Source organism: Pseudomonas lalucatii (assembly GCF_018398425.1).
GTDB lineage: Bacteria > Pseudomonadota > Gammaproteobacteria > Pseudomonadales > Pseudomonadaceae > Aquipseudomonas > Aquipseudomonas lalucatii.
Genome location: NZ_JADPMV010000001.1, coordinates 2,755,820 through 2,778,752 on the forward strand (window position 1 = coordinate 2,755,820; position 22,933 = coordinate 2,778,752).

The following is a 22,933-nucleotide window of genomic DNA, read 5'->3' on the forward strand; positions in this document are numbered from 1 at the left end:
CTCGAGGTCTGCAGCATGGGATTGCTCGCGCTTCTGCTCGCCGGGCGGGCAACTGGCGCTCCCGTAAATTGTGACTCTTCGGGGCCGACGGCTGTCCGCATGGCAGTCTGGTAGTCTTCACCTTCGCCACCGCGCGACCGTTTCAGCACGAGGTAGATGCAATGCCCTACAAGCACAACGCCATTCCCTTGAAAGCACGTACCGCGCCGGAAAGCGCCGATGAGGCGCTGAATGCCATAGTCGGCGGCTTCAAGCGCTTCCGCCATGAGGTCTTCCCGCAGCAGCAGGAACTGTTCAAGGCGCTGGCCAGCGCGCAGAACCCGCGCGCCATGTTCATCACCTGCGCCGACTCGCGCATCGTGCCCGAGCTGATCACCCAGAGTGCCCCGGGCGACCTGTTCGTCAGCCGCAACGTCGGCAACGTGGTACCGCCCTACGGCCAGCTCCTGGGCGGGGTCTCCACCGCCATCGAGTACGCCGTGCTGGCGCTGGGCGTGCAGCACATCATCGTCTGCGGCCATTCCGACTGCGGGGCGATGAAGGCGGTACTGGCGCCCGAGAGTCTGGAGCGCATGCCGACGGTCAAGGCCTGGCTGCGCCACAGCGAGGTGGCGTTGCGGGTGGTCGAGCAGAACTGCGGCTGCGACGGCCACGACACCCTGGGCATCCTCACCGAGGAAAACGTGGTCGCCCAGCTCAACCACCTGTCCACCCACCCGTCGGTCGCGGCCAAGCTGGCCAGCGGCCAGCTGTTCATCCACGGCTGGGTGTATGACATCGAGACCTGCGCGATCCGCGCCTACGATGCGGAGAAGGGCGAGTTCCGCCCGATCGACGACGGCCCCTTGCCGATGGCCACGCCGCGGGCGCGCTATCCGCAGAGCTGAACCAGCGCTGTACCGGCCGGCGACGGTCGCGGGCGCCCGTCGCCGGCCGGGCCGGACGCGGTTTAGCTGGCCGCGCGGGACTGGTCCAGCACCAGTTCGACCCCCAGCTGCGCGGACAGGCAGGGCCAGCGCTGCCAGGCCGCCTCGGTGTGCGGGTCGTTCAGACGCTCCCGGTAGGCGCGCACCGAGGCCTGGCCGAAGCGCTCCTCGTCGAGCATGCCGTCCACCGCATGATGCACGGCCTCGTCCAGCTGGTTGGCGAAGGGTTCGCCGATCAGCTGGTGGGCGATCAGGTTGGCCACCGTGGTGTCCAGCGGAATCAACGGCCGCCCCAGGTGGCTGCTGTAGCGGTCGTTGACCTCCTCGACCAGGCGGTGGGCCAGGTAGGCCTCGTCGAGCAGGCCGTCGAGGCCCTCGTGCCCCTCCATCAGCGCCGGCGGCTGCAGGAAGAACTGCTCGGCCACCTTCAGCACCGGTTTGATTCCTTCCTCTATCCCGGCCTCGCGGGCCACCTGCTGGGCGGCGTCCAACACGTCCGGCACCTGCTCGATATAGGCCGTGACGAAGCGCGTGAGGGCGCCCAGGGCATCCTGGTGCGGCAGGCGGATGGAGGGGTGCAGGCGGTCGAGCTGGGCTTGCAGTTGCTGCGCCAACTGACTGCTGGCGGCTTCGTGCTGGTGGGCGCGTTGGATCAGTTCGCGCAGGGCGGCGGTGTTCATGACTGCTCCTGAGGTGAGGACATGGACGTGAACCTTAGCTGGCCGGGCGCGGCAGCTAAGATGCAATTGTCATAATTTTTTAATGCTTATGCGAGTGGGCTATAACCGCCAGGGGCCTATTGCGCCCGGCCATCGGCCTCGCGTGACGTTTAGGACAAGGCTTCGGCCATTTTTCTCTGCGCGTTGCCAGCCTGAAGTCGCCGTCTATACTCGAACCCGAAAGGCTGTATCTGATGGAACCGGACGGGCTTCGGCACGGAGAGGTTTCGACAGTTGTCGCCAGCAGTTCTGGCAGTCGATCCCTTTGCCGCAGGCCTTGCCGGCGGGATAACAAGAACCATAAGGGGAACCCGCAATGATGCGACATCCACGAGTCTGGATGGGCCTCCTGCTGTGGTTGGCGATGGGCTCGGCGCAGGCCGAGTGGGGCGTGAACATAGCGCCCGGCGCCACCGAGGTCAGCCGCTCAGTTTTCGATCTGCACATGACCATCTTCTGGATCTGCGTCGTCATCGGCGTGCTGGTGTTCGGCGCCATGTTCTGGTCGATGCTGGTGCACCGCCGCGCCGCCGGCCAGAAACCCGCGCACTTCCACGAGAGCACCACGGTGGAGATTCTCTGGACCGTGGTGCCTTTGCTGATCCTGGTGCTGATGGCCATTCCGGCGACCAAGACCCTGATCGACATCTACGACAGCGGCGAGTCCGAGCTGGATGTCCAGGTCACCGGTTACCAGTGGAAATGGCATTACAAATACCTGGGCCAGGACGTCGAGTTCTTCAGCAACCTGACCACGCCGGCCGAACAGATCAACAACCAGGCCGAGAAGGGACCGCACTACCTGCTCGAGGTCGACGAGCCGCTGGTGGTGCCGGTCGGGGCCAAGGTGCGCTTCCTCATCACCTCGGCCGATGTCATCCACTCCTGGTGGGTGCCGGCGCTGGCGGTGAAGAAGGACGCCATCCCCGGCTTCGTCAACGAGTCCTGGACGCGCATCGACGAGCCCGGCATCTTCCGCGGCCAGTGCACCGAGCTGTGCGGCAAGGACCACGGCTTCATGCCGGTGGTGGTCGAGGCCAAGTCCAAGGAGGACTTCGCAGCCTGGCTGGCCGAGCGCCAGCAGGCCGCCGCCGCCGAGAAGGAGCTGACCAGCAAGCAGTGGACCCTCGAGGAGCTGATGGCCCGCGGCGAGAAGGCCTACGCCACCAGTTGCGCGGCCTGCCACCAGGCCGGCGGCGAGGGCCTGCCGCCGATGTTCCCGGCGCTGAAGGGCTCGGCCATCGCCACCGGCCCGGCCGACGGCCATATCGCCATAGTGGTCAACGGCAAGCCCGGCACCTCCATGGCCGCCTTCGGCAAGCAACTGTCGGAAGTCGACCTCGCCGCCATCATCACCTACGAACGCAACGCCTGGGGCAACAAGCTCGGTGACATGGTCACCCCGCAGGACATCGTCGCGTTCAAAAAGGCTCAGGAGTAAGGACATGAGTGCAGTGATCGACCAGGGTCATGCCGCGCATGACCACCACCATGGCCCGGCCAAGGGCTTGATGCGCTGGGTACTGACCACCAACCACAAGGACATCGGCACCATGTACCTGTGGTTCAGCTTCGCCATGTTCCTGCTGGGCGGGTCCATGGCCATGGTGATCCGCGCCGAACTGTTCCAGCCCGGGCTGCAGATCGTGCAGCCGGAGTTCTTCAACCAGATGACCACCATGCACGGCCTGATCATGGTCTTCGGCGCGGTGATGCCGGCCTTCGTCGGCCTGGCCAACTGGATGATCCCGCTGATGATCGGCGCGCCGGACATGGCCCTGCCGCGGATGAACAACTTCAGCTTCTGGCTGCTGCCGGCGGCCTTCGGCCTGCTGGTCAGCACCCTGTTCAGCGCCGGCGGCGGGCCCAACTTCGGCTGGACCTTCTATGCGCCGCTGTCCACCACCTATGCGCCGGAATCGGTGACCTTCTTCATCTTCGCCGTGCACCTGATGGGCATCAGCTCGATCATGGGGGCGATCAACGTGGTCGCCACCATCCTCAACCTGCGCGCCCCGGGCATGACCCTGATGAAGATGCCGCTGTTCGTCTGGACCTGGCTGATCACCGCCTTCCTGCTGATCGCGGTGATGCCGGTGCTGGCCGGTTGCGTGACCATGATGCTGATGGACATCCACTTCGGCACCAGCTTCTTCAGTGCCGCCGGTGGCGGCGACCCGGTGCTGTTCCAGCACGTGTTCTGGTTCTTCGGCCACCCCGAGGTGTACATCATGATCCTGCCGGCGTTCGGCGCGGTCAGCGCGATCATCCCGGCCTTCGCCCGCAAGCCGCTGTTCGGCTACACCTCGATGGTCTACGCCACGGCGTCCATCGCCTTCCTGTCGTTCATCGTCTGGGCCCACCACATGTTCACCGTCGGCATCCCGCTGACCGGCGAGCTGTTCTTCATGTACGCCACCATGCTGATCGCCGTGCCCACCGGGGTGAAGGTGTTCAACTGGGCCAGCACCATGTGGCAGGGCGCCATGACCTTCGAGACGCCCATGCTGTTCTCGGTGGCCTTCGTCATCCTCTTCACCATCGGCGGCTTCTCCGGGCTGATGCTGGCCATCGCCCCGGCGGACTTCCAGTACCACGACACCTACTTCGTGGTGGCGCACTTCCACTACGTGCTGGTGCCGGGGGCGATCTTCGGCATCTTCGCCTCGGTCTACTACTGGCTGCCCAAGTGGACCGGGCGCATGTACGACGAGACCCTCGGCAAGCTGCATTTCTGGATGAGCTTCATCGGCATGAACCTGGCGTTCTTCCCCATGCACTTCGTCGGCCTGGCCGGCATGCCGCGGCGCATTCCCGACTACAACATGATGTTCGCCAACTTCAACATGGTCTCCTCGATCGGCGCCTTCATGTTCGGCGCCACCCAGTTGCTGTTCCTGTTCATCGTCATCAAGTGCATCCGCGGCGGCGCACCGGCGGCGGCCAAACCCTGGGACGGCGCCGAGGGGCTGGAGTGGAGCGTGCCGTCGCCGGCGCCCTACCACACCTTCCAGACCCCGCCGGAAGTGAAGTAGGGGGCCTGGACATGAGCGAGGCCATGGGAACCCGTCGCCTGGTCCAGCGCCTGCTGCTGCTGGTGGCCGTCATGTTCGGCTTCGGTTTCGCCCTGGTGCCGATCTACGACGTCATGTGCCAGGCCTTCGGCATCAACGGCAAGACCGCCGGTGCCTACCAGGGCACCCAGGTGGTGGACGAAATGCGCCAGGTGCGCCTGCAGTTCCTCGCCACCAACGCCGCCGGCATGGTCTGGGAGTTTCGCCCGCTGGCCGACGAGATCACGGTGCACCCGGGGGCGAGCCACGAGATGCTGTTCGTCGCCCACAACCCCACCGATAAGCCGATGACCGCCCAGGCCGTGCCCAGCGTGGCGCCGTCCAAGGCCGCGGCCTATTTCCACAAGACCGAGTGTTTCTGCTTCACCCAGCAGGTGCTGCAGCCCGGCGAGCGTGTGGAGATGCCGGTGCGCTTCATCGTCGACAAGGACCTACCGCAGGACGTGAAGCACCTGACCCTGGCCTACACGCTGTTCGATATCACTGCGCGTAAACCGCCTGTCGCCCAGGCGACTCCATAAGGAGCACAACAATGTCGAGTCACGAGCAGTACTATGTTCCGGCCCAGAGCAAGTGGCCGATCATCGCCACCCTCGGCCTGCTGATCTCGGTCTACGGGGTCGGCACCTGGTTCAACGACGTGAAGGCCGAGCGGGCGGACTCCAACGGCCCGCTGCTCTTCTTCATCGGCAGCCTGTTCCTCGCCTACATGCTGTTCGGCTGGTTCGGCAATGTGATCAGGGAGAGCCGCTCCGGCCTGTACAGCGCGCAGATGGACCGCTCGTTCCGCTGGGGCATGAGCTGGTTCATCTTCTCCGAGGTGATGTTCTTCGCCGCCTTCTTCGGCGTGCTGTTCTACGTGCGCACCTTCGCCGGCCCATGGCTCGGCGGCGAGGGCGACAAGGGCGTGGCCAACATGCTGTGGCCGGGTTTCGAATACACCTGGCCGCTGCTCAACAGCCCGGACCCCAAGCTCTACCCGGCGCCCAGCGGGATCATCAGTCCCTGGGAGCTGCCGCTGCTCAACACCGTGCTGCTGGTGACCTCCAGCTTCACCCTGACCTTCGCCCACCACGCCCTGCGCAAGAACCAGCGCAAGCCGCTGAAACTCTGGCTGGCGCTGACCATTGCGCTGGGGGTGGCCTTCCTGGTGTTCCAGGCCGAGGAATACATTCATGCCTACACCGAGCTGGGCCTGACCCTGGGCTCGGGCATCTACGGCGCGACCTTCTTCATGCTCACCGGCTTCCACGGCGCCCACGTGACCCTGGGAGCCATAATGCTGACGGTCATGCTGGTGCGCATCCTGCGCGGGCACTTCAGTCCCGATCAGCACTTCGGCTTCGAGGCGGCCGCCTGGTACTGGCACTTCGTCGACGTGGTGTGGATCGGTCTGTTCACCTTCGTCTATGTGCTGTGAGGTGGCTACCAGGTGACCTGGGAGCCCAGCTGGCCGCTGTAGAAGCCCCAGGCGATCAGGCCGACGGTCAGCGCGGTGAGGGTCACCCGCAGGGTCAGGGCATTGACCAGGCGCGAGCTGCGGCCCTCGTCCTTGACCAGGAAGAACAGGCCGCTGAACAGGCTGGCCAGGGTGGCCAGCAGCAGGAGGACGATGGCGACCTTGAGCATAGGGAACTCCGGGGCAGGGCAATGCGCGGTAGAGGCAGTATACCCAAGCGCTTCGCTGTTCTGGCGGGGTGTCCATGAGCGCCTTCCGTCCCGGCCTGCTGCCCAGCCTGGTGGTGATGGCGCTGCTGCCGCTGTTGCTCGGCCTGGGCCTCTGGCAGCTGACCCGGGCCGAGGAGAAGCGCGCGTTGCTGGCCATGCACGAGTCCCGGCGCCTCGCGGAGCCGGTCACTGTCGCGCAACTGCAGCGGCGACAGGATCGGGCCTATGTGCGGGTCCGCCTGCACGGGCGCTTCGATGCCGAGCATGGCCTGCTGCTGGACAACCGTATTCGCGGCGGCCGGGCCGGGGTGGAGGTGCTGCAGCCTTTCTACGACCAGGCCAGTGGCCTGTGGCTGCTGCTCAATCGCGGCTGGCGGCCCTGGCCGGACCGCCGCGTCGTGCCCGCCTTCACCACGCCAGAGGGGGCCCTGAGCCTGACCGCCTGGGCCTACGTGCCGCCGGGGGAGCCTTTCCAGCTGCCGCGGGGTGCGGACGCGCCGGGCTGGCCGCGGCTGGTCACCACGGTCGAGCCCGCGGCCCTGTGGCGCCACCTCGGGCGCGCCGGCCTGCCCCAGGAACTGCGCCTGGAGGCGGGCCCCGCGACTTTCCAGGCCGACTGGCCGGTGGTCGCCATGAGCCCGGACAAGCACCTGGGTTACGCCGTGCAGTGGTTCGCCCTGGCGGCGGCCCTGCTCGGCCTGTTTATCTATCTTGGTCTGCATAACGCGCGGGAGACTCGCCATGAACCCAGCCATCGCCCTGCCTGACACCTCGGCCAAGCGCCGGCGGCGTGGCCGCCTGCAGCTGCTGCTGATCCTGGCCGTGGTCATCGGACCGATGATCCTGGCCAGCGCCATGTACCAGTGGCGCTTCTGGGTGCCGGAGACCCGCAGCTACCACGGCGAACTGATCGGCACCGGCCAGACCCGCGCCGATCTGGGCGTGACGGCCGAGGAAAGCCGCTGGCAGCTGCTGGTCACCAGCGCGGATGCCTGCGGGCAGGATTGCCAGCAGCTGGTGTTCCTCGCCCGGCAGATCCATATCGGCCTCAATCGCGACGCCACCCGTGCCGTCCATGGCCTGGCCAGCGGCGCGGCGCTGGACGCCGACCTGGATGCCAGGCTGCGTCGCGAGTACCCCCAGTTGGGGCGCTATCGCCTGCAACTGCCGATCTACCAGCAGAGCACGCAGCAGAGCGGTGGCGCCCAGCTGTGGATAGTCGACCCCCATGGCAACCTGGTGCTGCGCTACGACAGTCGCAGCAAGGGCAAAGCCATCCTCGACGACCTACGCTATCTGCTGAAGATCTCGCAAATCGGCTAAGGACTCGCCATGCACAAACCCGGATACCGACTGGCCCTGTTCGCCACCCTGCTGGCCCTGCTGGTGGTCATGCTCGGCGCCTATACCCGGCTCAGCCATGCCGGCCTGGGCTGCCCGGACTGGCCCGGTTGCTACGGTTTTCTCGGCGTGCCGATGAGCGAGCGGAGCCAGGCCCTGGCCGCGGCGCGTTTCCCCGAGGCGCCGCTGGAAGTGGCCAAGGGCTGGTACGAGATGGTCCATCGCTATTTTGCCGGCGGCCTCGGCCTGGTGATCCTCGCCCTGGCGGTACAGGCGCTCGGCCGCCGCGGTACACCGGGCCAGCCGTGCAAGCTGCCGTTGCTGCTGCTCGGCCTGGTGCTGGTGCAGGCCGCGTTCGGCATGTGGACGGTGACCCTCAAGCTCTGGCCGCAGGTGGTCACCGCCCATCTGCTCGGTGGCTTCGCCACCCTCAGCCTGCTGTTCCTGCTGACGCTGCGGCTGTCCGGCGCGGTCGCCCCCCTGTCCGCAGCGCCGGCGCCGCTGCGCGGCCTGGCCGCGTTCGCCCTGCTCCTGGTGATCGGCCAGGTCGCCCTCGGCGGCTGGGTCAGCAGCAACTACGCGGCGGTCGCCTGTGTCGACCTGCCGACCTGCCACGGCCAGTGGTGGCCGGCCATGGATTTCGCCAATGGCTTCCACCTGACCCAGCACATAGGCCCGAACTACCTCGGCGGCCAGCTCGACAGCGACGCGCGCACCGCCATTCACATGAGCCACCGTCTGGGCGCCGTGCTGGTCGGCCTGACCCTGCTGCTGCTGGCCTGGCGACTGCGCGCCGCCGGAGCCGCTCGCCTGGCCGCCCTGCTGGTGCTGGCCCTGGGCCTGCAGCTGACTCTGGGCATCAGCAACGTGCTGCTGCACCTGCCGCTGGCCGTGGCGGTGGCGCACAACGCCGGCGGTGCCGGGCTGCTGCTGTGCCTGGTGCTGATCAACTACCGCCTGCACCTGGCGGCCGCGGCGAGGTGCCGGGTGCAGGGCGAGGCACGACCGTCCAGTCGCGGGCTGCGAGCGCTGCCGAGCGAATAACCAGAACGATCGAGGAGAAATGCCGATGGCTACCCTATTGCGCAAGCAACACGTCCACGCCGGCTGGCGCGACTACCTGGAGCTGACCAAGCCCAGGGTGGTACTGCTGATGCTGATCACCTCCCTGGTCGGCATGTTTCTCGCCACCCGCGCCGGGGTGCCCTGGACGGTGCTGGTCTTCGGCAACCTGGGCATCGGCCTGTGTGCCGGCGCGGCGGCGGCGGTCAACCATGTGGTGGATCGACGCATCGACTCGATCATGGCGCGTACCCACAAGCGCCCGTTGGCCGAGGGCCGCGTCTCACCGGCCGCGGCGCTGAGCTTCGCCCTGCTGCTGGCGGTGGCCGGCCTGGCGCTGCTGCTGGCCTTCACCAACCCCTTGGCGGCCTGGCTGACCCTGGCCTCGCTGCTCGGCTATGCGGTGATCTACACCGGCTTCCTCAAGCGCGCCACGCCGCAGAACATCGTCATCGGCGGCCTGGCCGGGGCCGCGCCGCCGCTGCTCGGCTGGGTCGCCGTGACCGGCCACATGAGTGCCGAACCGCTGCTGTTGGTGCTGATCATCTTCGCCTGGACCCCGCCGCATTTCTGGGCCCTGGCCATCCACCGCAAGGCCGAGTACGCCAAGGCCGACATCCCCATGCTGCCGGTGACCCACGGCGAGCACTACACCAAGGTGCACATCCTGCTCTACACCTGCGTGATGTTCGCGGTGACCCTGCTGCCCTACGCCATCCACATGAGCGGCCTGCTCTACCTGGTCTGCGCCGTCGCCCTGGGCCTGCGCTTTCTGCACTGGGCCTGGGTGTTGTACCGTGACAGCCGGCCGCACGCGGCGATCAACACCTTCAAGTACAGTATCTGGTACCTGTTCCTGCTGTTCATCGCTTTGCTGGCCGATCACTACCTGCTGCTCAACCTGTAAATCGTTGGTGTCATGACCCGTACCCAGAAAACCGTCTTCATCCTCGTCGCCGTCGTCGCCCTGGTCCTCGGCCTGACCGTCAACAAGGTGCTGACCAGCCAGGGCCAGGCCGACCCCACCGCCCTGCTCGACGCCGGCATCGTGCTGCTGCCGCAGAGCCGCGACCTGCCCGAGCTGAGCCTGGTCGACCAGGACGGCCAGGCGTTCAGGGTCGACCAACTCGAGGAGCAGTGGAGCCTGCTGTTCTTCGGCTACACCTTCTGCCCGGACATCTGCCCGGCCACCCTCGCCGAGCTGCGCCAGCTGCGCACCCTGTTGCCGGCGGAGGCGCGGGCCAACCTGCGGGTGGTACTGGTCAGCGTCGACCCCCAGCGCGACACGCCGGAGCAGCTGAAGAAGTACCTGGGCTATTTCGACGCCGAGTTCATCGGCCTGACCGGCGAGCCGGAGGCCATCCAGAAGTTGGCCAACGCGGTGAGCATTCCCTACATCCCGGCCGACACCAGCGAAGAGAACTACACCGTCAACCACAGCGGCAACCTGGTGATCATCGGCCCGGACGGCACCCAGCGCGGCTTTATCCGCGCGCCGCTGAAGAACGCCAAGCTCGCCGCGCAGCTGCCCGCGCTGCTCAAGCCGGCCGGCTGACTCGGCAACGGCCGCGCACGCGGCGCGGCCTGGCGCTCGGCTACTTGGCGAACAGCTGGTCGATGTCCCTGAACGCCTTGAACTCCAGGGCGTTGCCGCAGGGGTCGAGGAGGAACAGGGTGGCCTGCTCGCCCACCTGACCCTGAAAGCGCACATGAGGCTCGATGACGAAGCGGGTGCCCCGGGCGACCAGGCGCTCGGCCAGGCGCTGCCAGTCATCCCAGGCCAGCACCACGCCGAAATGCGGCACCGGCACGTCGTGGCCGTCCACCGGGTTGCTGTGGGCGGCTTCCTGCTGCGCCATCTTCGGTGCCTGATGGATCACCAGCTGGTGGCCGAAGAAATCGAAATCCACCCACTGCGCACTGCTGCGCCCTTCGGCGCAGCCGAACAGCTCGCCGTAGAAGCGTCGGGCGGCAGCCAGATCGAAGACGGGAATGGCCAGATGGAAGGGCGCGAGTGGCATGGCGAGGCTCCTTGAGGGGCTATGTCCGCTCCATTCTAGTAACGACGAAATCGATTGAAAGCGAATATCCTTGTGCGCGAGCACAAAAGAAATCGATCAGTCGAGGTGGCGATGCTGCGCGAGCTGAAAACCTTCCTGATGGTCGCCCGGCAGGGTACCTTCGCCGCCGCCGGCCAGCACCTGGGCCTGACCCAGTCGGCGGTCAGCGCGCAGATGCGCGTGCTGGAACAGCACCTCGGCGTGCGCCTGTTCGACCGCAGCGGCCGCGCCGCCGTACTCAACGCCGCCGGGCGGCATGCCCTGCCGCTGGCCGAGCAGATACTCGCGCTCTACGGGCAGATGGCGCAGCCCACGGCCCTGGCCGAGTGGCAGGGCGAACTGCGCGTTGGCGCCATCGCCACGGTGCAGACCGGTCTGCTGCCCGAGGCCCTGCCGCGCTTTCGCGCCGCCGCGCCGCGGGTCGAGCTGAAGCTGGTGCCGGGGGTGTCGCTGCACCTGCTGAGCCAGGTGGATGCCGGCGAGCTGGACCTGGCGCTGCTGATCAGACCGCCGTTCGAGTTGCCCAAGGAACTGCTGCAAGTCGGCCTGGCCCGGGAGCCCTTCGTGTTGATCGCGCCGCTGGGCGTCGAGGGCGATGAGCCCCTGCGCCTGCTCGCCGAGCAGCCCTTCGTGCGCTACGACCGTGCCTCCTTCGGCGGCCGGCGGGTCAGCCAGTTCCTCCGCGAGCAACGCCTGGAGGTGCGCGAGACCCTGGAACTGGACGAGCTGGAGGCCATCGTGCGCATGGTCGAGTGCGGCCTCGGGGTGTCGCTCATCCCCCGCGCCGGCCTGTGGCTGCAGCGGCCGGCGCAACTGCGGGTGATCGAACTGGGTCCGCTGACCTTCCACCGCGAACTGGTCGCGGTCATGCGCCGGGCCCAGCGCCAGCCGGCGCTGGAGTGTCTGTTGGCGTGTCTGCGGCCGCAGGCTGGCGGGGATCTCTCCGGGCCCTGACGGCGCGCGGCGCGCAGAAGCGACGAGCCCCGCACTAGGCGGGGCTCGGCATGACGTGAGAGCGGCGGGCGGCTTAGAAGGCCGGCACCACGGCGCCCTGGTACTTCTCGGCGATGAAGGCCTTCACCTCGGCGCTGTTCAGCGCCTTGGCCAGCTTCTGCAGGGCGACGCCGTCCTTGTTGTCGGCACGGGCCACCAGGATGTTGACGTAGGGCGAGTCGCTGCCCTCGATGGCCAGGGCGTCCTGGGTCGGGTTGAGCTTGGCTTCCAGGGCGTAGTTGGTGTTGATCAGCGCCAGGTCGACCTGGTTCAGCACCCGCGGCAGGGTCGCCGCTTCCAGTTCACGCACCTTGATGGCCTTGGGGTTCTCGGCGATGTCCTTGGGTGTGGCGAGGATGTTGCCGGCGTCCTTGAGCTTGATCACCCCGGCCTTCTGCAGCAGCAGCAGGGCGCGGCCGCCGTTGGTGGCGTCGTTGGGAATCACCACCTGGGCGCCCTCGGGCAGGGCGTCGAGGCTCTTGTGCTTGCCGGAATAGGCGCCGAAGGGCTCGACGTGCACGCCGGCGACGGCCACCAGCTCGGTACCACGGCTCTTGTTGAACTCGTCGAGGTAGGGCTGGTGCTGGAAGAAGTTGGCGTCCAGGCGCTTCTCGGCCACCTGCACGTTGGGCTGCACGTAGTCGGTGAAGACCTTGATCTCCAGCTCGACGCCGTCCTTGGCCAGGGCCGGCTTGACGAACTCGAGGATCTCCGCGTGAGGCACCGCGGTGGCGGCGACGCTGAGGCTCTCCGCCTGGGCGGACAGGGCGGCGAAGGCCGCGGCGGCAACTAGCAGTTTTTTCATGAAGGGCTCCTTGTGGGATCGGCGAGCGGCAGCGGGTGGCTGCCCTATTTTCTGGACTGTTATTTACGAGAGCTTTTTACTTTCTGGAGAAGTGCACCACCAGCTTGTCGCCGGCGCTTTGCAGTATCTGCACGAGGATCAACAGCAGCACCACGGTGACCAGCATCACGTCCGGCTGGTAGCGCTGGTAACCGTAGCGCACCGCCAGGTCGCCGAGGCCGCCGCCGCCGATCAGGCCGCTCATGGCGGTGTAGGACACCAGGGTGATGGCGGTGACGGTCACCGCCGCGACCAGGCCCGGCAGGGCCTCGGGCAGCAGGGCGTTGGTGATGATCTGGCGGGTGCTGGCGCCCATCGCCTGGGTTGCCTCGATGATGCCGCGGTCCACTTCGCGCAGGGCGGTCTCCACCAGGCGCGCGAAGAACGGCGTGGCGCCCACCACCAGCGGCGGGATGGCACCGGCCACGCCCAGGGAGGTGCCGGTGACCAGCACGGTGAGCGGGATCATCAGGATCAGCAGGATCACGAAGGGCACCGAGCGCAGCACGTTGACCAGCAGCGAGAGCACGCCGTACAGGGCCTTCTGCTCGAACAGCTGGCGCGGCCCGGTGAGGAACAGCAGCACGCCCAGGGGCAGGCCGAGCAGCACGGTGAACAGCAGCGAGCCGCCGAGCATGCTCAGGGTATCCAGGCTGGCCTGCCAGATCTCCGGCCAGTCGACGTTGGGAAACAGCGTGTCCATCAGCGCAGCACCTCCAGGTGCACGTCCGCCGCCTCGAAGCGGGCGATGGCGGCGTCCAGGTCGCCGCCGGTCAGGGCCAGGGTCAGCTGGCCGTAGGGGGTGTCCTTGATCCGGTCGATGCGCCCGGCGAGGATGCTGTAGTCCACCCCGGTGTCCCGGGCCACGGTGCCGAGCAGCGGCGCATAGGTGGCCTGGCCCTGGAAGGTCAGGCGCAGGATGCGGCCGGCGACATGGGCGAAGTCATCGCGCTGCTCGTCCTCGTCGACGTGCTCGGACTCCAGCACGAAGCGCTTGGTGGTGGGGTGTTGCGGGTGCAGGAAGACCTCGGCCACCGCCCCCAGCTCGACGATCTGGCCGGCGTCCATCACCGCCACGCGGTCGCAGACGCGGCGGATCACGTCCATCTCGTGGGTGATCAGCACTATGGTCAGGCCCAGCTCGCGGTTGATCTCGGCCAGCAGCTGCAAAACCTGCGCGGTGGTCTGCGGATCGAGGGCGCTGGTGGCCTCGTCGCACAGCAGGATCTGCGGCTCGGTGGCCAGGGCGCGGGCGATGCCGACCCGCTGCTTCTGCCCGCCGGACAGCTGCGCCGGGTATTTGTGGGCATGCTCCTGCAGGCCGACGCGGGCCAGCAGCGCGGCGACGCGCCGGTCGATCTCGCGGCGCGGCAGCTCGCCGGCCAGCTTCAGCGGCAGGGCGACATTGGCGGCGACGGTCTTGGAGGACAACAGGTTGAAGTGCTGGAAGATCATCCCCACCCGCTGGCGGAAGCGCCGCAGGCCGTCGGCGTCGAGGGCGGTGGTGTCGACCTCGTCGACCACGATGCGCCCGCCGGAGGGCTCTTCCAGGCGGTTGATCAGGCGCAGCAGCGTGCTCTTGCCGGCGCCGGAGTGGCCGATGATGCCGAACACCTCGCCGCGGGCGATGTGCAGGTCGGTCGGTTGCAGGGCTGGGATGGCGCGTCCGGCGACGTGGTACGCCTTGTGGACAGACTGGAATTCGATCACGCGGAAACCTTTTGGGTTCGTCGAGCCGGCGGGTAGGCCGTAAAGGCCGGCTAGTCTACCGGGGCTTGTTTAGGTCGCAAAAATCTTTGTAGACCTATACTTATAGCTAAATTGCATTAACTGAGGCCCGGAGCCAGGCCCGCAATGCAAACGGCCGGGCGAACCCGGCCGTGCCCTGCCTCGCGGCCCTAGGGCCGGTGGGTCGGGCTGAGCACCAGCTGCGGCACCTGCCCCGGCTTGAGCGCCTGGGTCAGTTGCGGGCTGAAGCTCGGGTCGAGGCGCTTGACCCGGGCGTTGAGCAGGGCGGCGACCCACTGGTAGTCCTTGGCCTGGCGTACCTCGATGCGCACCGCGCAGCGGTACGCCACCACGTCTGCGGCGACCCGGTCGAGCAGGTTGCGCAGGCCTTCGTTGTCCTGCCGGTCGAGCATCGGCAGCGGTATCGCGCTGCTGGCGGCGCCGGGGTCGATCAGTTGGGCCCGGGGTGCGGCGGGGGCGGCCGGTGCGTTCGGCAACTGGCTGCGCCGAATGGCGGCGGCCTGGCGCTCGGCGGCCAGGCGCAGCTGGCGCGCCTGCTCCTGGCGGGCCTCTTCGGCCCGCGCGGCGGCCTGCTCGGCGGCGCTGTGGGCGCGGTCGGCGGCATCCAGTTCGGCGTCGCGGGCCTGGGCGATGGCGCCGTCCAGGCCGGTGGTCAGCGCCGGGGCCTGGGGCATCAGGCGGCGGGCCTGGCTCAGGGCGGTGGTGGCGCTATCCAGGTCGCCGCTCTGCAGGGCCTGCTGGCCCTTCTGCAGGTAGGCCTCGGCCAGCTGCCGCTGGTACTGCTCCAGGCGGGTGTCGCCGCCGGCCCGCTGTTGCAGGGCGTCGAGCCGGGCCTCGGCCGCTTCCAGCTCGCCCGCGGCCAGGCTGCGGTCGAGCTGGCGAAAGGCGCTGACCAGTTCGTCGGTCGGCAGCGCGGCGACCTGAGGCGCCTGCTGGCAGGCGGCCAACAGCCAGGCGGTTGCGAGCAGGGCCAGGCAACGTGAGGCGAACGACTTCATGGCTGCGAGTCTCGAGTTGTGCAAAAAGTGCGCAAGTCTACACCGCCCGACCGGCAGGCACCAAGCCGTGCCGCACATGGCTCAGGCCGCGCGGCGTGGCGCGGCCAGGCTCAGCAGGAACAGGCTGGCGGCGGCGACCACGATCGACGGGCCGGCGGGGGTGTCCTGGAACCAGGATAGGCTGAGCCCGCCGCACACCGCCAGGACCCCCAGCAGGCTGGCGCCCACCGCCATCTGCTCCGGGGTGCGGGCATGGCGCTGGGCGGCGGCGGCGGGGATGATCAGCAGCGAGGTGATCAGCAGCACCCCGACTATCTTCATCGCCACGGCGATCACCACGGCGATCAGCAGCATCAGGCTCAGGCGGATCGCCGCTACCGGCAGGCCCTCGACCCGGGCCAGTTCCTCGTGCACGGTGATCGCCAGCAACGGTCGCCACAGCAGGCACAGCAGCAGCAGGACCAGGGCGCTGCCGGCGACAATCCAGGCCAGGTCGGCCGCGCCGACGGCCAGCAGGTCGCCGAACAGGTAGCTCATCAGGTCGATGCGCACCTCGCGCATAAAGCTCAGCACCACCAGGCCGAGGGACAGGGTGCTGTGGGCGAGGATCCCCAGCAGGGTGTCGGAGGCCAGCGGCTGGCGGGTCTGCAGGGTCACCAGCAATACCGCCAGGAGCACGCAGCCGACGGTCACCGCCAGGGTCGGGCTGACGTCCAGCATCAGGCCGAGGGCCACGCCGAGCAGGGCGGCGTGCGACAGGGTGTCGCCGAAGTAGGCCATGCGCCGCCACACCACGAAGGAGCCCAGGGGGCCGGCGACCAGGGCCAGGGCCAGGCCGGCGAGCAGGGCGTTGAGCAGAAAGTCAGCCATGGTTGCAGCCATCTCCGTGGACGTGCGGTTTCAGCGGGCCCTGGATCTTCAGGCCGTCGCGCGCCTCGACCACGGCGCCGTGCAGGTCGTGCTCGTGGTCGTGGTGGTGGTGGTAGACCGCCAGGCTCTTGGCGTCCTGGCCGAACAGCTCGACGAAGGCCGGGTCGAAGCTGACCTGCTCGGGGTGGCCGGAGCAGCAGACGTGGCGGTTGAGGCAGACCACCTGGTCGGTGGTGCTCATCACCAGGTGCAGGTCGTGGGAGACCATCAGTACGCCGCAGCCATGGCGGTCGCGCAGGCGGGTGATCAGGCGATACAGCTCGGCCTGGCCGGCCACGTCGACGCCCTGCACCGGCTCGTCCAGAACCAGCAGTTCGGGCTTGCGCAGCAGGGCGCGGGCCAGCAGCACGCGTTGCAGTTCGCCGCCGGAGATGCCCTGCAGCGGGCTGTCGAGCACCTGGCCGGCGCCGACCTCGGCCAGGGCGGCCTGGGCGCTGGCGCGATCGACCCCCGGCACCAGGCGCAGGAAGCGCAGCACGCTGAGCGGCAGGGTGGCATCGACATGCAGCTTCTGCGGCATGTAGCCGATGCGCAGTTTCGGCTTGCGCCAGACGCGGCCGCTGTCGGGCTGCAGCAGGCCGAGCACGGCGCGCACCAGGGTGGTCTTGCCGGCGCCGTTGGGGCCGATCAGGGTGACGATCTGCCCGGGCTGGACGCTCAGTTGCACGTCCTGCAGCACGGCCTGCCCGGCGAAGCTGACGCCCACGCCGTCGAGGCGGATCAGCGCCGCGCTCATTCGGCCTCCCGGCAGCCGGCGCACAGGCCGACCACTTCGACGGTCTGGCTGTCGACGCCGAAGCCCACGGCCGCGGCGGCCGCGACTATCGCCTGGCTGATCGCCGCCTGCTCCAGTTCGATCGCCGCGTGGCACTGGCGGCAGATGAGGAACTGGCCCTGGTGCACGTGCTCGGGCTGGTTGCAGCCGACGAAGGCGTTGAGCGAGGCGATGCGGTGCACCAGGCCGTGCTCCAGGAGGAAGTCCAGGGCGCGGTAGACGGTCGGCGGCGCGGCGCGGCGGCCGTCTTCCTCGCTCAGCACGGCGAGGATGTCGTAGGCGCCGAGGGGCTTGTGGCTCTGCCAGACCAGCTCCAGCACGCGCTTGCGCAATGCGGTCAGGCGCAGGCTTTGGCGCGCGCAGATGCTCTCGGCCTCGGCCAGGGCCTGGCTGACGCAGCGCGAATGGTCGTGGGGACGGGAGGCCAGCGGCGTGAGAATCATGTGCGGCGACGCCTTGGTAGAGAGACGTTATTATATTACCTGTTTCTTCCAGCCCGAGTATTCGCCGTGTCGCATCTTTCTTCCGCCGCCAGCCTCTTGTTCGCCAGCCTTGTCCTCAGTTTCAGCGCCCAGGCCGAGGTGCGCCTGCTGACCTCCATCAAGCCGCTGCAGCTGATTGCCGCCGCCGTGCAGGACGGTGTCGGCGTCCCGGAGGTGCTGCTGCCGCCGGGCGCCTCGCCGCACCACTACGCGCTGCGTCCCTCGGACGTGCGCCGGGTGCGCGAGGTCGAGTTGCTGTACTGGGTCGGCGCCGACCTGGAGAGTTTCCTGCCGCGGCTGCTGCAGGCGCGGGACAAGCCGAGCATCGCGGTGCAGGACCTGCCGGGCATGCAGTTGCGGCATTTCGGCGACGAGCATGCAGGGCATGATGGACATGACGAGCACGATGGGCATGACGAGGCCGAGCACGGTGAGCACGAAGACGAGCATGAGGCGGACGAGCACGACGATGCCCACCGCCCCGGCAGCCTGGACGCCCACCTGTGGCTGGCGCCGGCCAATGCCCGGGTGATCGCCGCGCGCATGGCCGCCGACCTGGCCGCCGCCGATCCGGCCAATGCGCCGCGCTACCGGGCCAACCTGGCCGCCTTCGAGGCGCGCCTGGCGGATCTCGACCGGCGCCTGCGCGTACGCCTGGCCGGCGTCGCCGGCAAACCCTACTTCGTCTTCCACGAGGCCTACGACTACTTCGAGGCGGCCTATGGCCTGCGGCATGCCGGGGTGTTCAGCCTCGGCGGCGAGGTGCAGCCCGGCGCCCGCCATGTGGCGGCGATGCGCGACCGGCTGGCGCAGGCCGGCCCGGCCTGCGTGTTCAGCGAGCCGCCGCTGCGCCCGCGCCTGGCCGAGACCCTGAGCGCCGGCCTGCCGGTGGCCCTGGCCGAGCTTGACGCCATGCGCGGCGCCCTGGCGGTCGAGGCCGACGGCTACGAGCGCCTGCTCGAGCAACTGGGCGAGAACCTGGCCGGTTGCCTGGAGGGCCTGTAGCGTCGCGTCGCGACCGGCGCGCCTCCACGATCGCCGCCCAGCGGCTAAGGTAGAAGGCAGCGGCCCCGGGGCGCGCGGGGCGGCGGGCGACGCGCCGGATGCCGCCGATCCTGACGCGGCCGCGTGGCTCGGCGCCGGGAGGACGGCTGATGACGAAGCGCGGCAAGAGCAAGGCGACGGCGGTCCCCGAGATCCCGCTGCAGGCCGCCGCCCTGGATATCTGGGCGCAGAAGTACTGCCTGCGCGATGCCCATGGCGCGGCGCTGGATGCCAGCGTCGAGCACACCTGGCAGCGCATCGCCCGGGCGGTGGCGGAGGTCGAGGCGCCGGCGCTGCGCGCGCACTGGTATCGGGAATTCCTCTGGGCCCTGCGCCACGGCGCCATCCCGGCCGGGCGCATCGTCGCCAACGCCGGCGCCGGGGCCCATAAGCCGGCCACCTCGACCATCAACTGCACCGTCTCGGCGACCCTCGAAGACTCCATGGAGGCGATCCTCGGCCGGCTGCAGGAGGCCGGGCTGACGCTCAAGGCCGGCTGCGGCATCGGTTACGAGTTCTCCACCCTGCGCCCCCGCGGCGCCCGAGTCTCCGGGGCCGGCGCGCAGACCAGCGGGCCGCTGTCGTTCATGGATATCTACGACAAGATGTGTTTCACGGTGAGCTCGGCCGGGGGCCGGCGCGGCGCGCAGATGGCCACCTTCGACATCGCCCACCCGGACGTGCGCGCCTTCATCGACGCCAAGCGCGAGGACGGCCGGCTGCGCCAGTTCAACCTCAGTCTGCTGGTCGGCGACGACTTCATGCAGGCGGTCGAGCAGGACAAGGACTGGCCCCTGCTGTTCCCGGTGCATGCCAAGGAGCGCGACACCCTGGATCTCGGCGATCCGGCCCAGGTGCGCTGGCGCGACTGGCCGCTGCAGCAGGGCTACTGCGTCGGCGAGGACGGCCGGGTGGCCTGCAGGGTCTACGGCAGCCTGCCGGCCCGCCAGCTGTGGGATCAGCTGATGGCCGCCACCTACGCCTACGCCGAGCCGGGCTTCATCCTCATCGACCGGGTCAATGAGTGGAACAACAACTGGTGGTGCGAGCACATCCGCGCCACCAACCCCTGCGGCGAGCAGCCGCTGCCGCCCCATGGCTCCTGCCTGCTCGGCTCGATCAACCTGACCCGCTTCGTCCTCGACCCCTTCGGCGCGACGGCGCGCTTCGACTGGGAGGCTTTTCGTCGCGTGGTGCGCATCTTCACCCGGCTGCTGGACAACGTGGTGGAGATCAACGGCCTGCCGTTGCCGGCCCAGCGCGAGGAAATCCTCGGCAAGCGCCGCCACGGCATGGGCTTCCTCGGCCTGGGCTCGGCCCTGGCGCTGCTCAAGCTGCGCTACGGCAGCGCCGAGGCCTGCGCGTTCACCGAGGAGGTGGTGCGGGAGATGGCCCTGACCGGCTGGCAGGTGGCCCTCGAGCTGGCCGAGGAGAAGGGTCCGGCGCCCTTGCTGGCCGAGGAGTTCGAGGTGAGCGCGCGGATGCTGCGGCTGCGTCCGGAGTTGGCGGCCGACGGTTATCAGGCCGGCGACAAGGTTCCCGGCCGGGTCCTGCATGCCAGGTACTCGCGCTATATGCAGCGCCTGGCCGAGCAGGCCCCCGAGCTGGTGGCGGCCCTGGCCGAGCGTGGCGCGCGCTTCACCCACCACAGCTCCATCGCGCCCACCGGCACCATCAGCCTGAGCCTGGCCAACAACGCCTCCAACGGCATCGAGCCGAGCTTCGCCCAGCACTACTGGCGCAACCTGATCCGCCCCGGGCGCAAGAGCAAGGCGCGGGTCGAGGTGTTCAGCTACGAGCTGCTGGCCTACCGCGCCCTGGTCAACCCGCGGGCCATGCCCGGCTCCGATGACCCGGCCGAGCGCCTGCCCGACTACTTCGTCAGCAGCGAGGACATCGGCCCTACCGAGCACGTGGATATGCAGGCGGCGGCGCAGAAGTGGATCGACTCGTCGATCTCCAAGACCGCCAACGTGCCCGCCGACTACCCCTTCGAGGCGTTCAAGGACATCTACCGCTACGCCTGGCGCCAGGGCCTCAAGGGCTGCACCACCTTCCGCTTCAACCCGGCGGCGTTCCAGGGGGTGCTGGTCAAGCAGGCGGACCTGGCGCGCACCCGCTACCGCTTCGAGCTGGAGGACGGCAGCCAGGTGGAACTGCAGGGCGACGAGGAGGTGGAGTACGACGGCCAGGTGCACAGCGCCGCCAACCTGTTCGAGGCGCTGAAGGAAGGCTATTACGGCAAGTACTGAGCGGCCCGCGCCGGCCGATGGAGACGCGCATGGTGGTGAAGATCGAGCAATGCATCACGGGCTTCCAGCTGGTCGACGAGGCGCCGCCGTCGCCGCGGGCCACGGCCGAGGCGCCGCCGCCGGTGCAGATGGACGAGACGCTGCAGCGTCCCGAGACCCTGTTCGGGGTGACCTACAAGATCAAGTCGCCGCTGTTCGAGCATGCCCTGTACGTCACCATCAACGACATCCTGCTCAACGCCGGCACGCCCCACGAGCAGCGCCGGCCCTTCGAGATCTTCATCAACTCCAAGGGCATGGAGCACTTCCAGTGGATAGTGGCGCTGACCCGGATCATGTCGGCGGTGTTCCGCAAGGGCGGCGACTGCACCTTCCTGGTCGAGGAACTCAAGGCGGTGTTCGACCCCCGCGGCGGCTACCTCAAGCGCGGCGGGGTCTATATGCCGTCGCTGGTGGCGGAGATCGGCGCGGTGCTGGAGCGCCACCTGACCGCCATCGGCCTGCTCGAAGGTCACGCGCTGGATGAGCAGCAACGGCGCCTGCTGGCGGAGAAGTGGGCGGTCTACCAGGCCAGCCAGGATGCCGCCACGGTGGAGCCCGGGGAGGGCTTCCCCCCCGGCGCGCAGCTGTGCGGCAAGTGCCAGACCCAGGCGGTGGTGCAGCTGGAGGGCTGCGCCACCTGCCTCAACTGTGGCTATTCCAGGTGCGGCTGAGCGGCTACAGGGCGAACGGCAGCGGCTGCTCGACCCGCTGGCGCTGGGCCAGGCGACGGAGGAACTCGTTGGGATCGTGGATCAGCACTTCCTGGCCGGCGAAGGACTCGGCGGCGATCAGCCGCGACAGCCAGAAGCGCACGCAGGCCACGCGCAGCATGGCCGGCCACAGCTCGGCCTCGGCGGCGCCGAACGGTCGCAGCGCCGCATAGGCGCCGAGCAGGGCCTGGGCGCGGGCGTGATCGAGGCTGCCGTCGGCTTCCGAGCACCAATCGTTGAGGGTGATCGCCAGGTCGTAGAGCATCGGCCCCGAACAGGCGTTGTAGAAGTCGATCACCCCGGTCAGGTGGTTGCCGTCGAACAGCACGTTGTCGCGGAACAGGTCGGCGTGCAGGTTGGCCCGCGGCAGGGCGAGAATCTTCGCCTTCAGCGCGGCGATCTCGGCCAGGGCGTCGCGCAGCAGCGGCAGGTCGGCGTCCGGCAGCTTCAGCGCCAGGCTCGGGCCTTCGGCGAGCATCCAGTCCAGGCCGCGGTCGCTCTTGCGCTCGAGGGGGTGGCCGCGGGTGGCCAGGTGCAGGTGGGCCAGCAGGCTGCCGACCTCGGCGCAGTGGTGGGCGTTGGGGTGGCTGATGTGCTTGCCGGGCAGGCGCGGCTGCAGCAGCGCCGGCTTTTCCGCCAGCTCGCGCAGCGCCTCGCCGCTCTCGGTGCGCAGGGCATAGGGCACCGGCAGGCCGGCCTCGTGGAGCACGTCGAGCAGTTCGATGAAGAACGGCAGGTCGGCGCTCGGGCCGCGCTCGATCAGGGTCAGGACGAACTCGCCCTGTTCCAGGCTGACGAAGAAATTGCTGTTCTCGCTACCGGCGGCGATGCCCTGGAAGTCGCGCAGGCGACCGAGCCCGTAGGGCGCGAGAAAGGCTTCCAGTTCATGACGCTCGAGGGGGGTGAAGACCGACATTATGAGGATCGCTTTACCATTTGAAGATTTCCCACGCCGGAATCAGCATGTCCGGGTGGTCGGAGCGCACGAAGTTGCCATCACTGCCATCGGCACGCACCAGGAAGTAGGGTTTACCGCCTTTCGGCGTGACCTTGATCGCATAGAGGAAGCCATTGACCCGGTACTCCTGGATGGTCTTGTCGCCTTCCTGGCGGATGGTCACGTCCGGTTCCGCGGACACCGGATCCTCGGCTTGCGCCGCGACCGCGGCGAATGCCAGCAGGCTGGCCAGCAACAGGCGATTGGCTGTGCGCATGATAACCTTGTCCCTTTGTCGTCAATGGTGCAGTCATTCTAGCGCTGCCT

General features: G+C 68.5%; 26 protein-coding genes. 14 read left to right on the plus strand and 12 right to left on the minus strand.

Annotated features, from left to right (window positions below; translation table 11 throughout):
• Window positions 1-161: 161 nt before the first annotated feature.
• Window positions 162-887: a carbonic anhydrase gene (locus I0D00_RS12645; protein WP_213640073.1), complete on the plus strand. Its 726-nt coding sequence runs from the start codon at window positions 162-164 to the stop codon at window positions 885-887.
• Window positions 888-949: 62 nt separating this feature from the next.
• Here I0D00_RS12645 and I0D00_RS12650 read toward each other — a convergent pair whose 3' ends face one another.
• Window positions 950-1,606, minus strand: a complete 657-nt coding sequence (locus tag I0D00_RS12650; protein ID WP_213640074.1) for a hypothetical protein — start codon at window positions 1,604-1,606, stop codon at window positions 950-952.
• A gap of 355 nt (window positions 1,607-1,961) precedes the next feature.
• Between I0D00_RS12650 and coxB the strand changes: the two genes are divergently transcribed.
• Genes coxB through I0D00_RS12670 form a run of 4 tightly spaced genes read left to right on the plus strand, consistent with a single transcriptional unit; the run spans window position 1,962 to window position 6,139 of the window.
• Complete coding sequence (gene coxB, locus I0D00_RS12655; protein WP_213640075.1) at window positions 1,962-3,086, plus strand: cytochrome c oxidase subunit II; 1,125 nt, start codon at window positions 1,962-1,964, stop codon at window positions 3,084-3,086.
• 4 nt (window positions 3,087-3,090) lie between these two features.
• Complete coding sequence (gene ctaD / locus I0D00_RS12660; RefSeq protein ID WP_213640076.1) at window positions 3,091-4,680, plus strand: cytochrome c oxidase subunit I; 1,590 nt, start codon at window positions 3,091-3,093, stop codon at window positions 4,678-4,680.
• A gap of 11 nt (window positions 4,681-4,691) precedes the next feature.
• A complete protein-coding gene (locus I0D00_RS12665; RefSeq protein ID WP_213640077.1) occupies window positions 4,692-5,240 on the plus strand; it encodes a cytochrome c oxidase assembly protein in 549 nt (182 codons plus the stop codon).
• Window positions 5,241-5,251: 11 nt separating this feature from the next.
• On the plus strand, window positions 5,252-6,139 hold the full coding sequence (locus tag I0D00_RS12670; RefSeq protein WP_213640078.1) for a cytochrome c oxidase subunit 3: 888 nt from the start codon (window positions 5,252-5,254) through the stop codon (window positions 6,137-6,139).
• 5 nt (window positions 6,140-6,144) lie between these two features.
• On the opposite strand, the gene I0D00_RS12675 is transcribed toward I0D00_RS12670, so the two are convergent.
• On the minus strand, window positions 6,145-6,348 hold the full coding sequence (locus I0D00_RS12675) for a twin transmembrane helix small protein (RefSeq protein WP_213640079.1): 204 nt from the start codon (window positions 6,346-6,348) through the stop codon (window positions 6,145-6,147).
• 74 nt (window positions 6,349-6,422) lie between these two features.
• On the opposite strand from I0D00_RS12675, the gene I0D00_RS12680 reads away from it, so the two are divergent.
• The 5 genes from I0D00_RS12680 to I0D00_RS12700 are packed head-to-tail and all read left to right on the plus strand — an operon-like array spanning window position 6,423 to window position 10,345.
• Complete coding sequence (locus I0D00_RS12680; RefSeq protein ID WP_213640080.1) at window positions 6,423-7,154, plus strand: SURF1 family protein; 732 nt, start codon at window positions 6,423-6,425, stop codon at window positions 7,152-7,154.
• Window positions 7,129-7,710 (plus strand): hypothetical protein, encoded by a 582-nt coding sequence (locus I0D00_RS12685; RefSeq protein WP_213640081.1) that lies wholly within the window; start codon window positions 7,129-7,131, stop codon window positions 7,708-7,710. Before I0D00_RS12680 ends, I0D00_RS12685 begins: the two co-directional genes overlap by 26 nt.
• A 9-nt stretch (window positions 7,711-7,719) precedes the next feature.
• Entirely contained in the window at window positions 7,720-8,772 is a 1,053-nt protein-coding gene (locus I0D00_RS12690) for a COX15/CtaA family protein (RefSeq protein WP_213640082.1), read from the plus strand.
• Window positions 8,773-8,797: 25 nt separating this feature from the next.
• Window positions 8,798-9,697: a heme o synthase gene (gene cyoE, locus I0D00_RS12695; protein WP_213640083.1), complete on the plus strand. Its 900-nt coding sequence runs from the start codon at window positions 8,798-8,800 to the stop codon at window positions 9,695-9,697.
• 12 nt (window positions 9,698-9,709) lie between these two features.
• Window positions 9,710-10,345, plus strand: a complete 636-nt coding sequence (locus I0D00_RS12700; RefSeq protein ID WP_213640084.1) for an SCO family protein — start codon at window positions 9,710-9,712, stop codon at window positions 10,343-10,345.
• Between the two features lie 40 nt (window positions 10,346-10,385).
• Here the strand turns inward: I0D00_RS12700 and I0D00_RS12705 are convergent, their stop codons facing one another.
• Window positions 10,386-10,811: a VOC family protein gene (locus I0D00_RS12705; RefSeq protein WP_213640085.1), complete on the minus strand. Its 426-nt coding sequence runs from the start codon at window positions 10,809-10,811 to the stop codon at window positions 10,386-10,388.
• Window positions 10,812-10,922: 111 nt separating this feature from the next.
• Here I0D00_RS12705 and I0D00_RS12710 point away from each other — a divergent pair, with 111 nt between their 5' ends.
• Window positions 10,923-11,804 carry a LysR family transcriptional regulator gene (locus tag I0D00_RS12710; RefSeq protein ID WP_213640086.1) on the plus strand — a complete coding sequence of 294 codons (882 nt, stop codon included), beginning with the start codon at window positions 10,923-10,925 and terminating at the stop codon, window positions 11,802-11,804.
• 73 nt (window positions 11,805-11,877) lie between these two features.
• Here the strand turns inward: I0D00_RS12710 and I0D00_RS12715 are convergent, their stop codons facing one another.
• The 7 genes from I0D00_RS12715 to zur form a co-directional block, all read right to left on the minus strand.
• On the minus strand, window positions 11,878-12,648 hold the full coding sequence (locus I0D00_RS12715; RefSeq protein WP_213640087.1) for a MetQ/NlpA family ABC transporter substrate-binding protein: 771 nt from the start codon (window positions 12,646-12,648) through the stop codon (window positions 11,878-11,880).
• Between the two features lie 76 nt (window positions 12,649-12,724).
• The gene (locus I0D00_RS12720) at window positions 12,725-13,390 is read right to left on the minus strand and encodes a methionine ABC transporter permease (RefSeq protein WP_213640088.1); all 666 of its coding nucleotides are present in this window, start codon (window positions 13,388-13,390) and stop codon (window positions 12,725-12,727) included.
• Window positions 13,390-14,397 (minus strand): methionine ABC transporter ATP-binding protein, encoded by a 1,008-nt coding sequence (locus I0D00_RS12725; RefSeq protein WP_213640089.1) that lies wholly within the window; start codon window positions 14,395-14,397, stop codon window positions 13,390-13,392. Before I0D00_RS12725 ends, I0D00_RS12720 begins: the two co-directional genes overlap by 1 nt.
• Window positions 14,398-14,585: 188 nt before the next feature.
• Complete coding sequence (locus I0D00_RS12730; protein WP_213640090.1) at window positions 14,586-15,434, minus strand: PA5502 family lipoprotein; 849 nt, start codon at window positions 15,432-15,434, stop codon at window positions 14,586-14,588.
• Window positions 15,435-15,515: 81 nt separating this feature from the next.
• Window positions 15,516-16,304 (minus strand): zinc ABC transporter permease subunit ZnuB, encoded by a 789-nt coding sequence (gene znuB, locus I0D00_RS12735; RefSeq protein ID WP_213640091.1) that lies wholly within the window; start codon window positions 16,302-16,304, stop codon window positions 15,516-15,518.
• Complete coding sequence (znuC, locus tag I0D00_RS12740) at window positions 16,297-17,100, minus strand: zinc ABC transporter ATP-binding protein ZnuC (protein WP_213640092.1); 804 nt, start codon at window positions 17,098-17,100, stop codon at window positions 16,297-16,299. Before znuC ends, znuB begins: the two co-directional genes overlap by 8 nt.
• Window positions 17,097-17,582, minus strand: coding sequence for a Fur family transcriptional regulator (gene zur / locus I0D00_RS12745; RefSeq protein WP_213640093.1), 486 nt, complete (start codon window positions 17,580-17,582; stop codon window positions 17,097-17,099). Before zur ends, znuC begins: the two co-directional genes overlap by 4 nt.
• On the opposite strand from zur, the gene znuA reads away from it, so the two are divergent.
• The 3 genes from znuA to I0D00_RS12760 all read left to right on the plus strand — a co-directional run bounded on the left by znuA (window position 17,544) and on the right by I0D00_RS12760 (window position 21,630).
• Complete coding sequence (znuA, locus tag I0D00_RS12750) at window positions 17,544-18,626, plus strand: zinc ABC transporter substrate-binding protein ZnuA (RefSeq protein WP_213640094.1); 1,083 nt, start codon at window positions 17,544-17,546, stop codon at window positions 18,624-18,626. The genes zur and znuA overlap by 39 nt on opposite strands.
• Before the next feature lie 149 nt (window positions 18,627-18,775).
• Complete coding sequence (locus tag I0D00_RS12755; RefSeq protein ID WP_213640095.1) at window positions 18,776-20,917, plus strand: adenosylcobalamin-dependent ribonucleoside-diphosphate reductase; 2,142 nt, start codon at window positions 18,776-18,778, stop codon at window positions 20,915-20,917.
• Between the two features lie 29 nt (window positions 20,918-20,946).
• Complete coding sequence (locus I0D00_RS12760) at window positions 20,947-21,630, plus strand: TSCPD domain-containing protein (protein ID WP_213640096.1); 684 nt, start codon at window positions 20,947-20,949, stop codon at window positions 21,628-21,630.
• Between the two features lie 4 nt (window positions 21,631-21,634).
• Here I0D00_RS12760 and I0D00_RS12765 read toward each other — a convergent pair whose 3' ends face one another.
• Both I0D00_RS12765 and I0D00_RS12770 read right to left on the minus strand, forming a co-directional pair.
• On the minus strand, window positions 21,635-22,585 hold the full coding sequence (locus I0D00_RS12765; RefSeq protein ID WP_213640097.1) for a homoserine kinase: 951 nt from the start codon (window positions 22,583-22,585) through the stop codon (window positions 21,635-21,637).
• Window positions 22,586-22,598: 13 nt separating this feature from the next.
• Complete coding sequence (locus I0D00_RS12770) at window positions 22,599-22,883, minus strand: DUF2782 domain-containing protein (protein WP_213640098.1); 285 nt, start codon at window positions 22,881-22,883, stop codon at window positions 22,599-22,601.
• Window positions 22,884-22,933 lie beyond the last annotated feature (50 nt).

Coding starts and splice junctions, on each gene's coding strand:
- I0D00_RS12765 (WP_213640097.1), bottom strand. CDS start 22,585: ATGTCGGTCTTCACCCCCCTCGAGCGTCATGAACTGGAAGCCTTTCTC.
- znuA (WP_213640094.1), top strand. CDS start 17,544: ATGGTCGTGGGGACGGGAGGCCAGCGGCGTGAGAATCATGTGCGGCGA.
- znuB (WP_213640091.1), bottom strand. CDS start 16,304: ATGGCTGACTTTCTGCTCAACGCCCTGCTCGCCGGCCTGGCCCTGGCC.
- I0D00_RS12670 (WP_213640078.1), top strand. CDS start 5,252: ATGTCGAGTCACGAGCAGTACTATGTTCCGGCCCAGAGCAAGTGGCCG.
- ctaD (WP_213640076.1), top strand. CDS start 3,091: ATGAGTGCAGTGATCGACCAGGGTCATGCCGCGCATGACCACCACCAT.
- I0D00_RS12770 (WP_213640098.1), bottom strand. CDS start 22,883: ATGCGCACAGCCAATCGCCTGTTGCTGGCCAGCCTGCTGGCATTCGCC.
- I0D00_RS12730 (WP_213640090.1), bottom strand. CDS start 15,434: ATGAAGTCGTTCGCCTCACGTTGCCTGGCCCTGCTCGCAACCGCCTGG.
- I0D00_RS12710 (WP_213640086.1), top strand. CDS start 10,923: ATGCTGCGCGAGCTGAAAACCTTCCTGATGGTCGCCCGGCAGGGTACC.
- I0D00_RS12665 (WP_213640077.1), top strand. CDS start 4,692: ATGAGCGAGGCCATGGGAACCCGTCGCCTGGTCCAGCGCCTGCTGCTG.
- I0D00_RS12705 (WP_213640085.1), bottom strand. CDS start 10,811: ATGCCACTCGCGCCCTTCCATCTGGCCATTCCCGTCTTCGATCTGGCT.
- I0D00_RS12755 (WP_213640095.1), top strand. CDS start 18,776: ATGACGAAGCGCGGCAAGAGCAAGGCGACGGCGGTCCCCGAGATCCCG.
- znuC (WP_213640092.1), bottom strand. CDS start 17,100: ATGAGCGCGGCGCTGATCCGCCTCGACGGCGTGGGCGTCAGCTTCGCC.
- I0D00_RS12700 (WP_213640084.1), top strand. CDS start 9,710: ATGACCCGTACCCAGAAAACCGTCTTCATCCTCGTCGCCGTCGTCGCC.
- cyoE (WP_213640083.1), top strand. CDS start 8,798: ATGGCTACCCTATTGCGCAAGCAACACGTCCACGCCGGCTGGCGCGAC.
- I0D00_RS12760 (WP_213640096.1), top strand. CDS start 20,947: ATGGTGGTGAAGATCGAGCAATGCATCACGGGCTTCCAGCTGGTCGAC.
- coxB (WP_213640075.1), top strand. CDS start 1,962: ATGATGCGACATCCACGAGTCTGGATGGGCCTCCTGCTGTGGTTGGCG.
- I0D00_RS12720 (WP_213640088.1), bottom strand. CDS start 13,390: ATGGACACGCTGTTTCCCAACGTCGACTGGCCGGAGATCTGGCAGGCC.
- I0D00_RS12680 (WP_213640080.1), top strand. CDS start 6,423: ATGAGCGCCTTCCGTCCCGGCCTGCTGCCCAGCCTGGTGGTGATGGCG.
- I0D00_RS12675 (WP_213640079.1), bottom strand. CDS start 6,348: ATGCTCAAGGTCGCCATCGTCCTCCTGCTGCTGGCCACCCTGGCCAGC.
- I0D00_RS12645 (WP_213640073.1), top strand. CDS start 162: ATGCCCTACAAGCACAACGCCATTCCCTTGAAAGCACGTACCGCGCCG.
- I0D00_RS12690 (WP_213640082.1), top strand. CDS start 7,720: ATGCACAAACCCGGATACCGACTGGCCCTGTTCGCCACCCTGCTGGCC.
- I0D00_RS12685 (WP_213640081.1), top strand. CDS start 7,129: ATGAACCCAGCCATCGCCCTGCCTGACACCTCGGCCAAGCGCCGGCGG.
- I0D00_RS12715 (WP_213640087.1), bottom strand. CDS start 12,648: ATGAAAAAACTGCTAGTTGCCGCCGCGGCCTTCGCCGCCCTGTCCGCC.
- zur (WP_213640093.1), bottom strand. CDS start 17,582: ATGATTCTCACGCCGCTGGCCTCCCGTCCCCACGACCATTCGCGCTGC.
- I0D00_RS12650 (WP_213640074.1), bottom strand. CDS start 1,606: ATGAACACCGCCGCCCTGCGCGAACTGATCCAACGCGCCCACCAGCAC.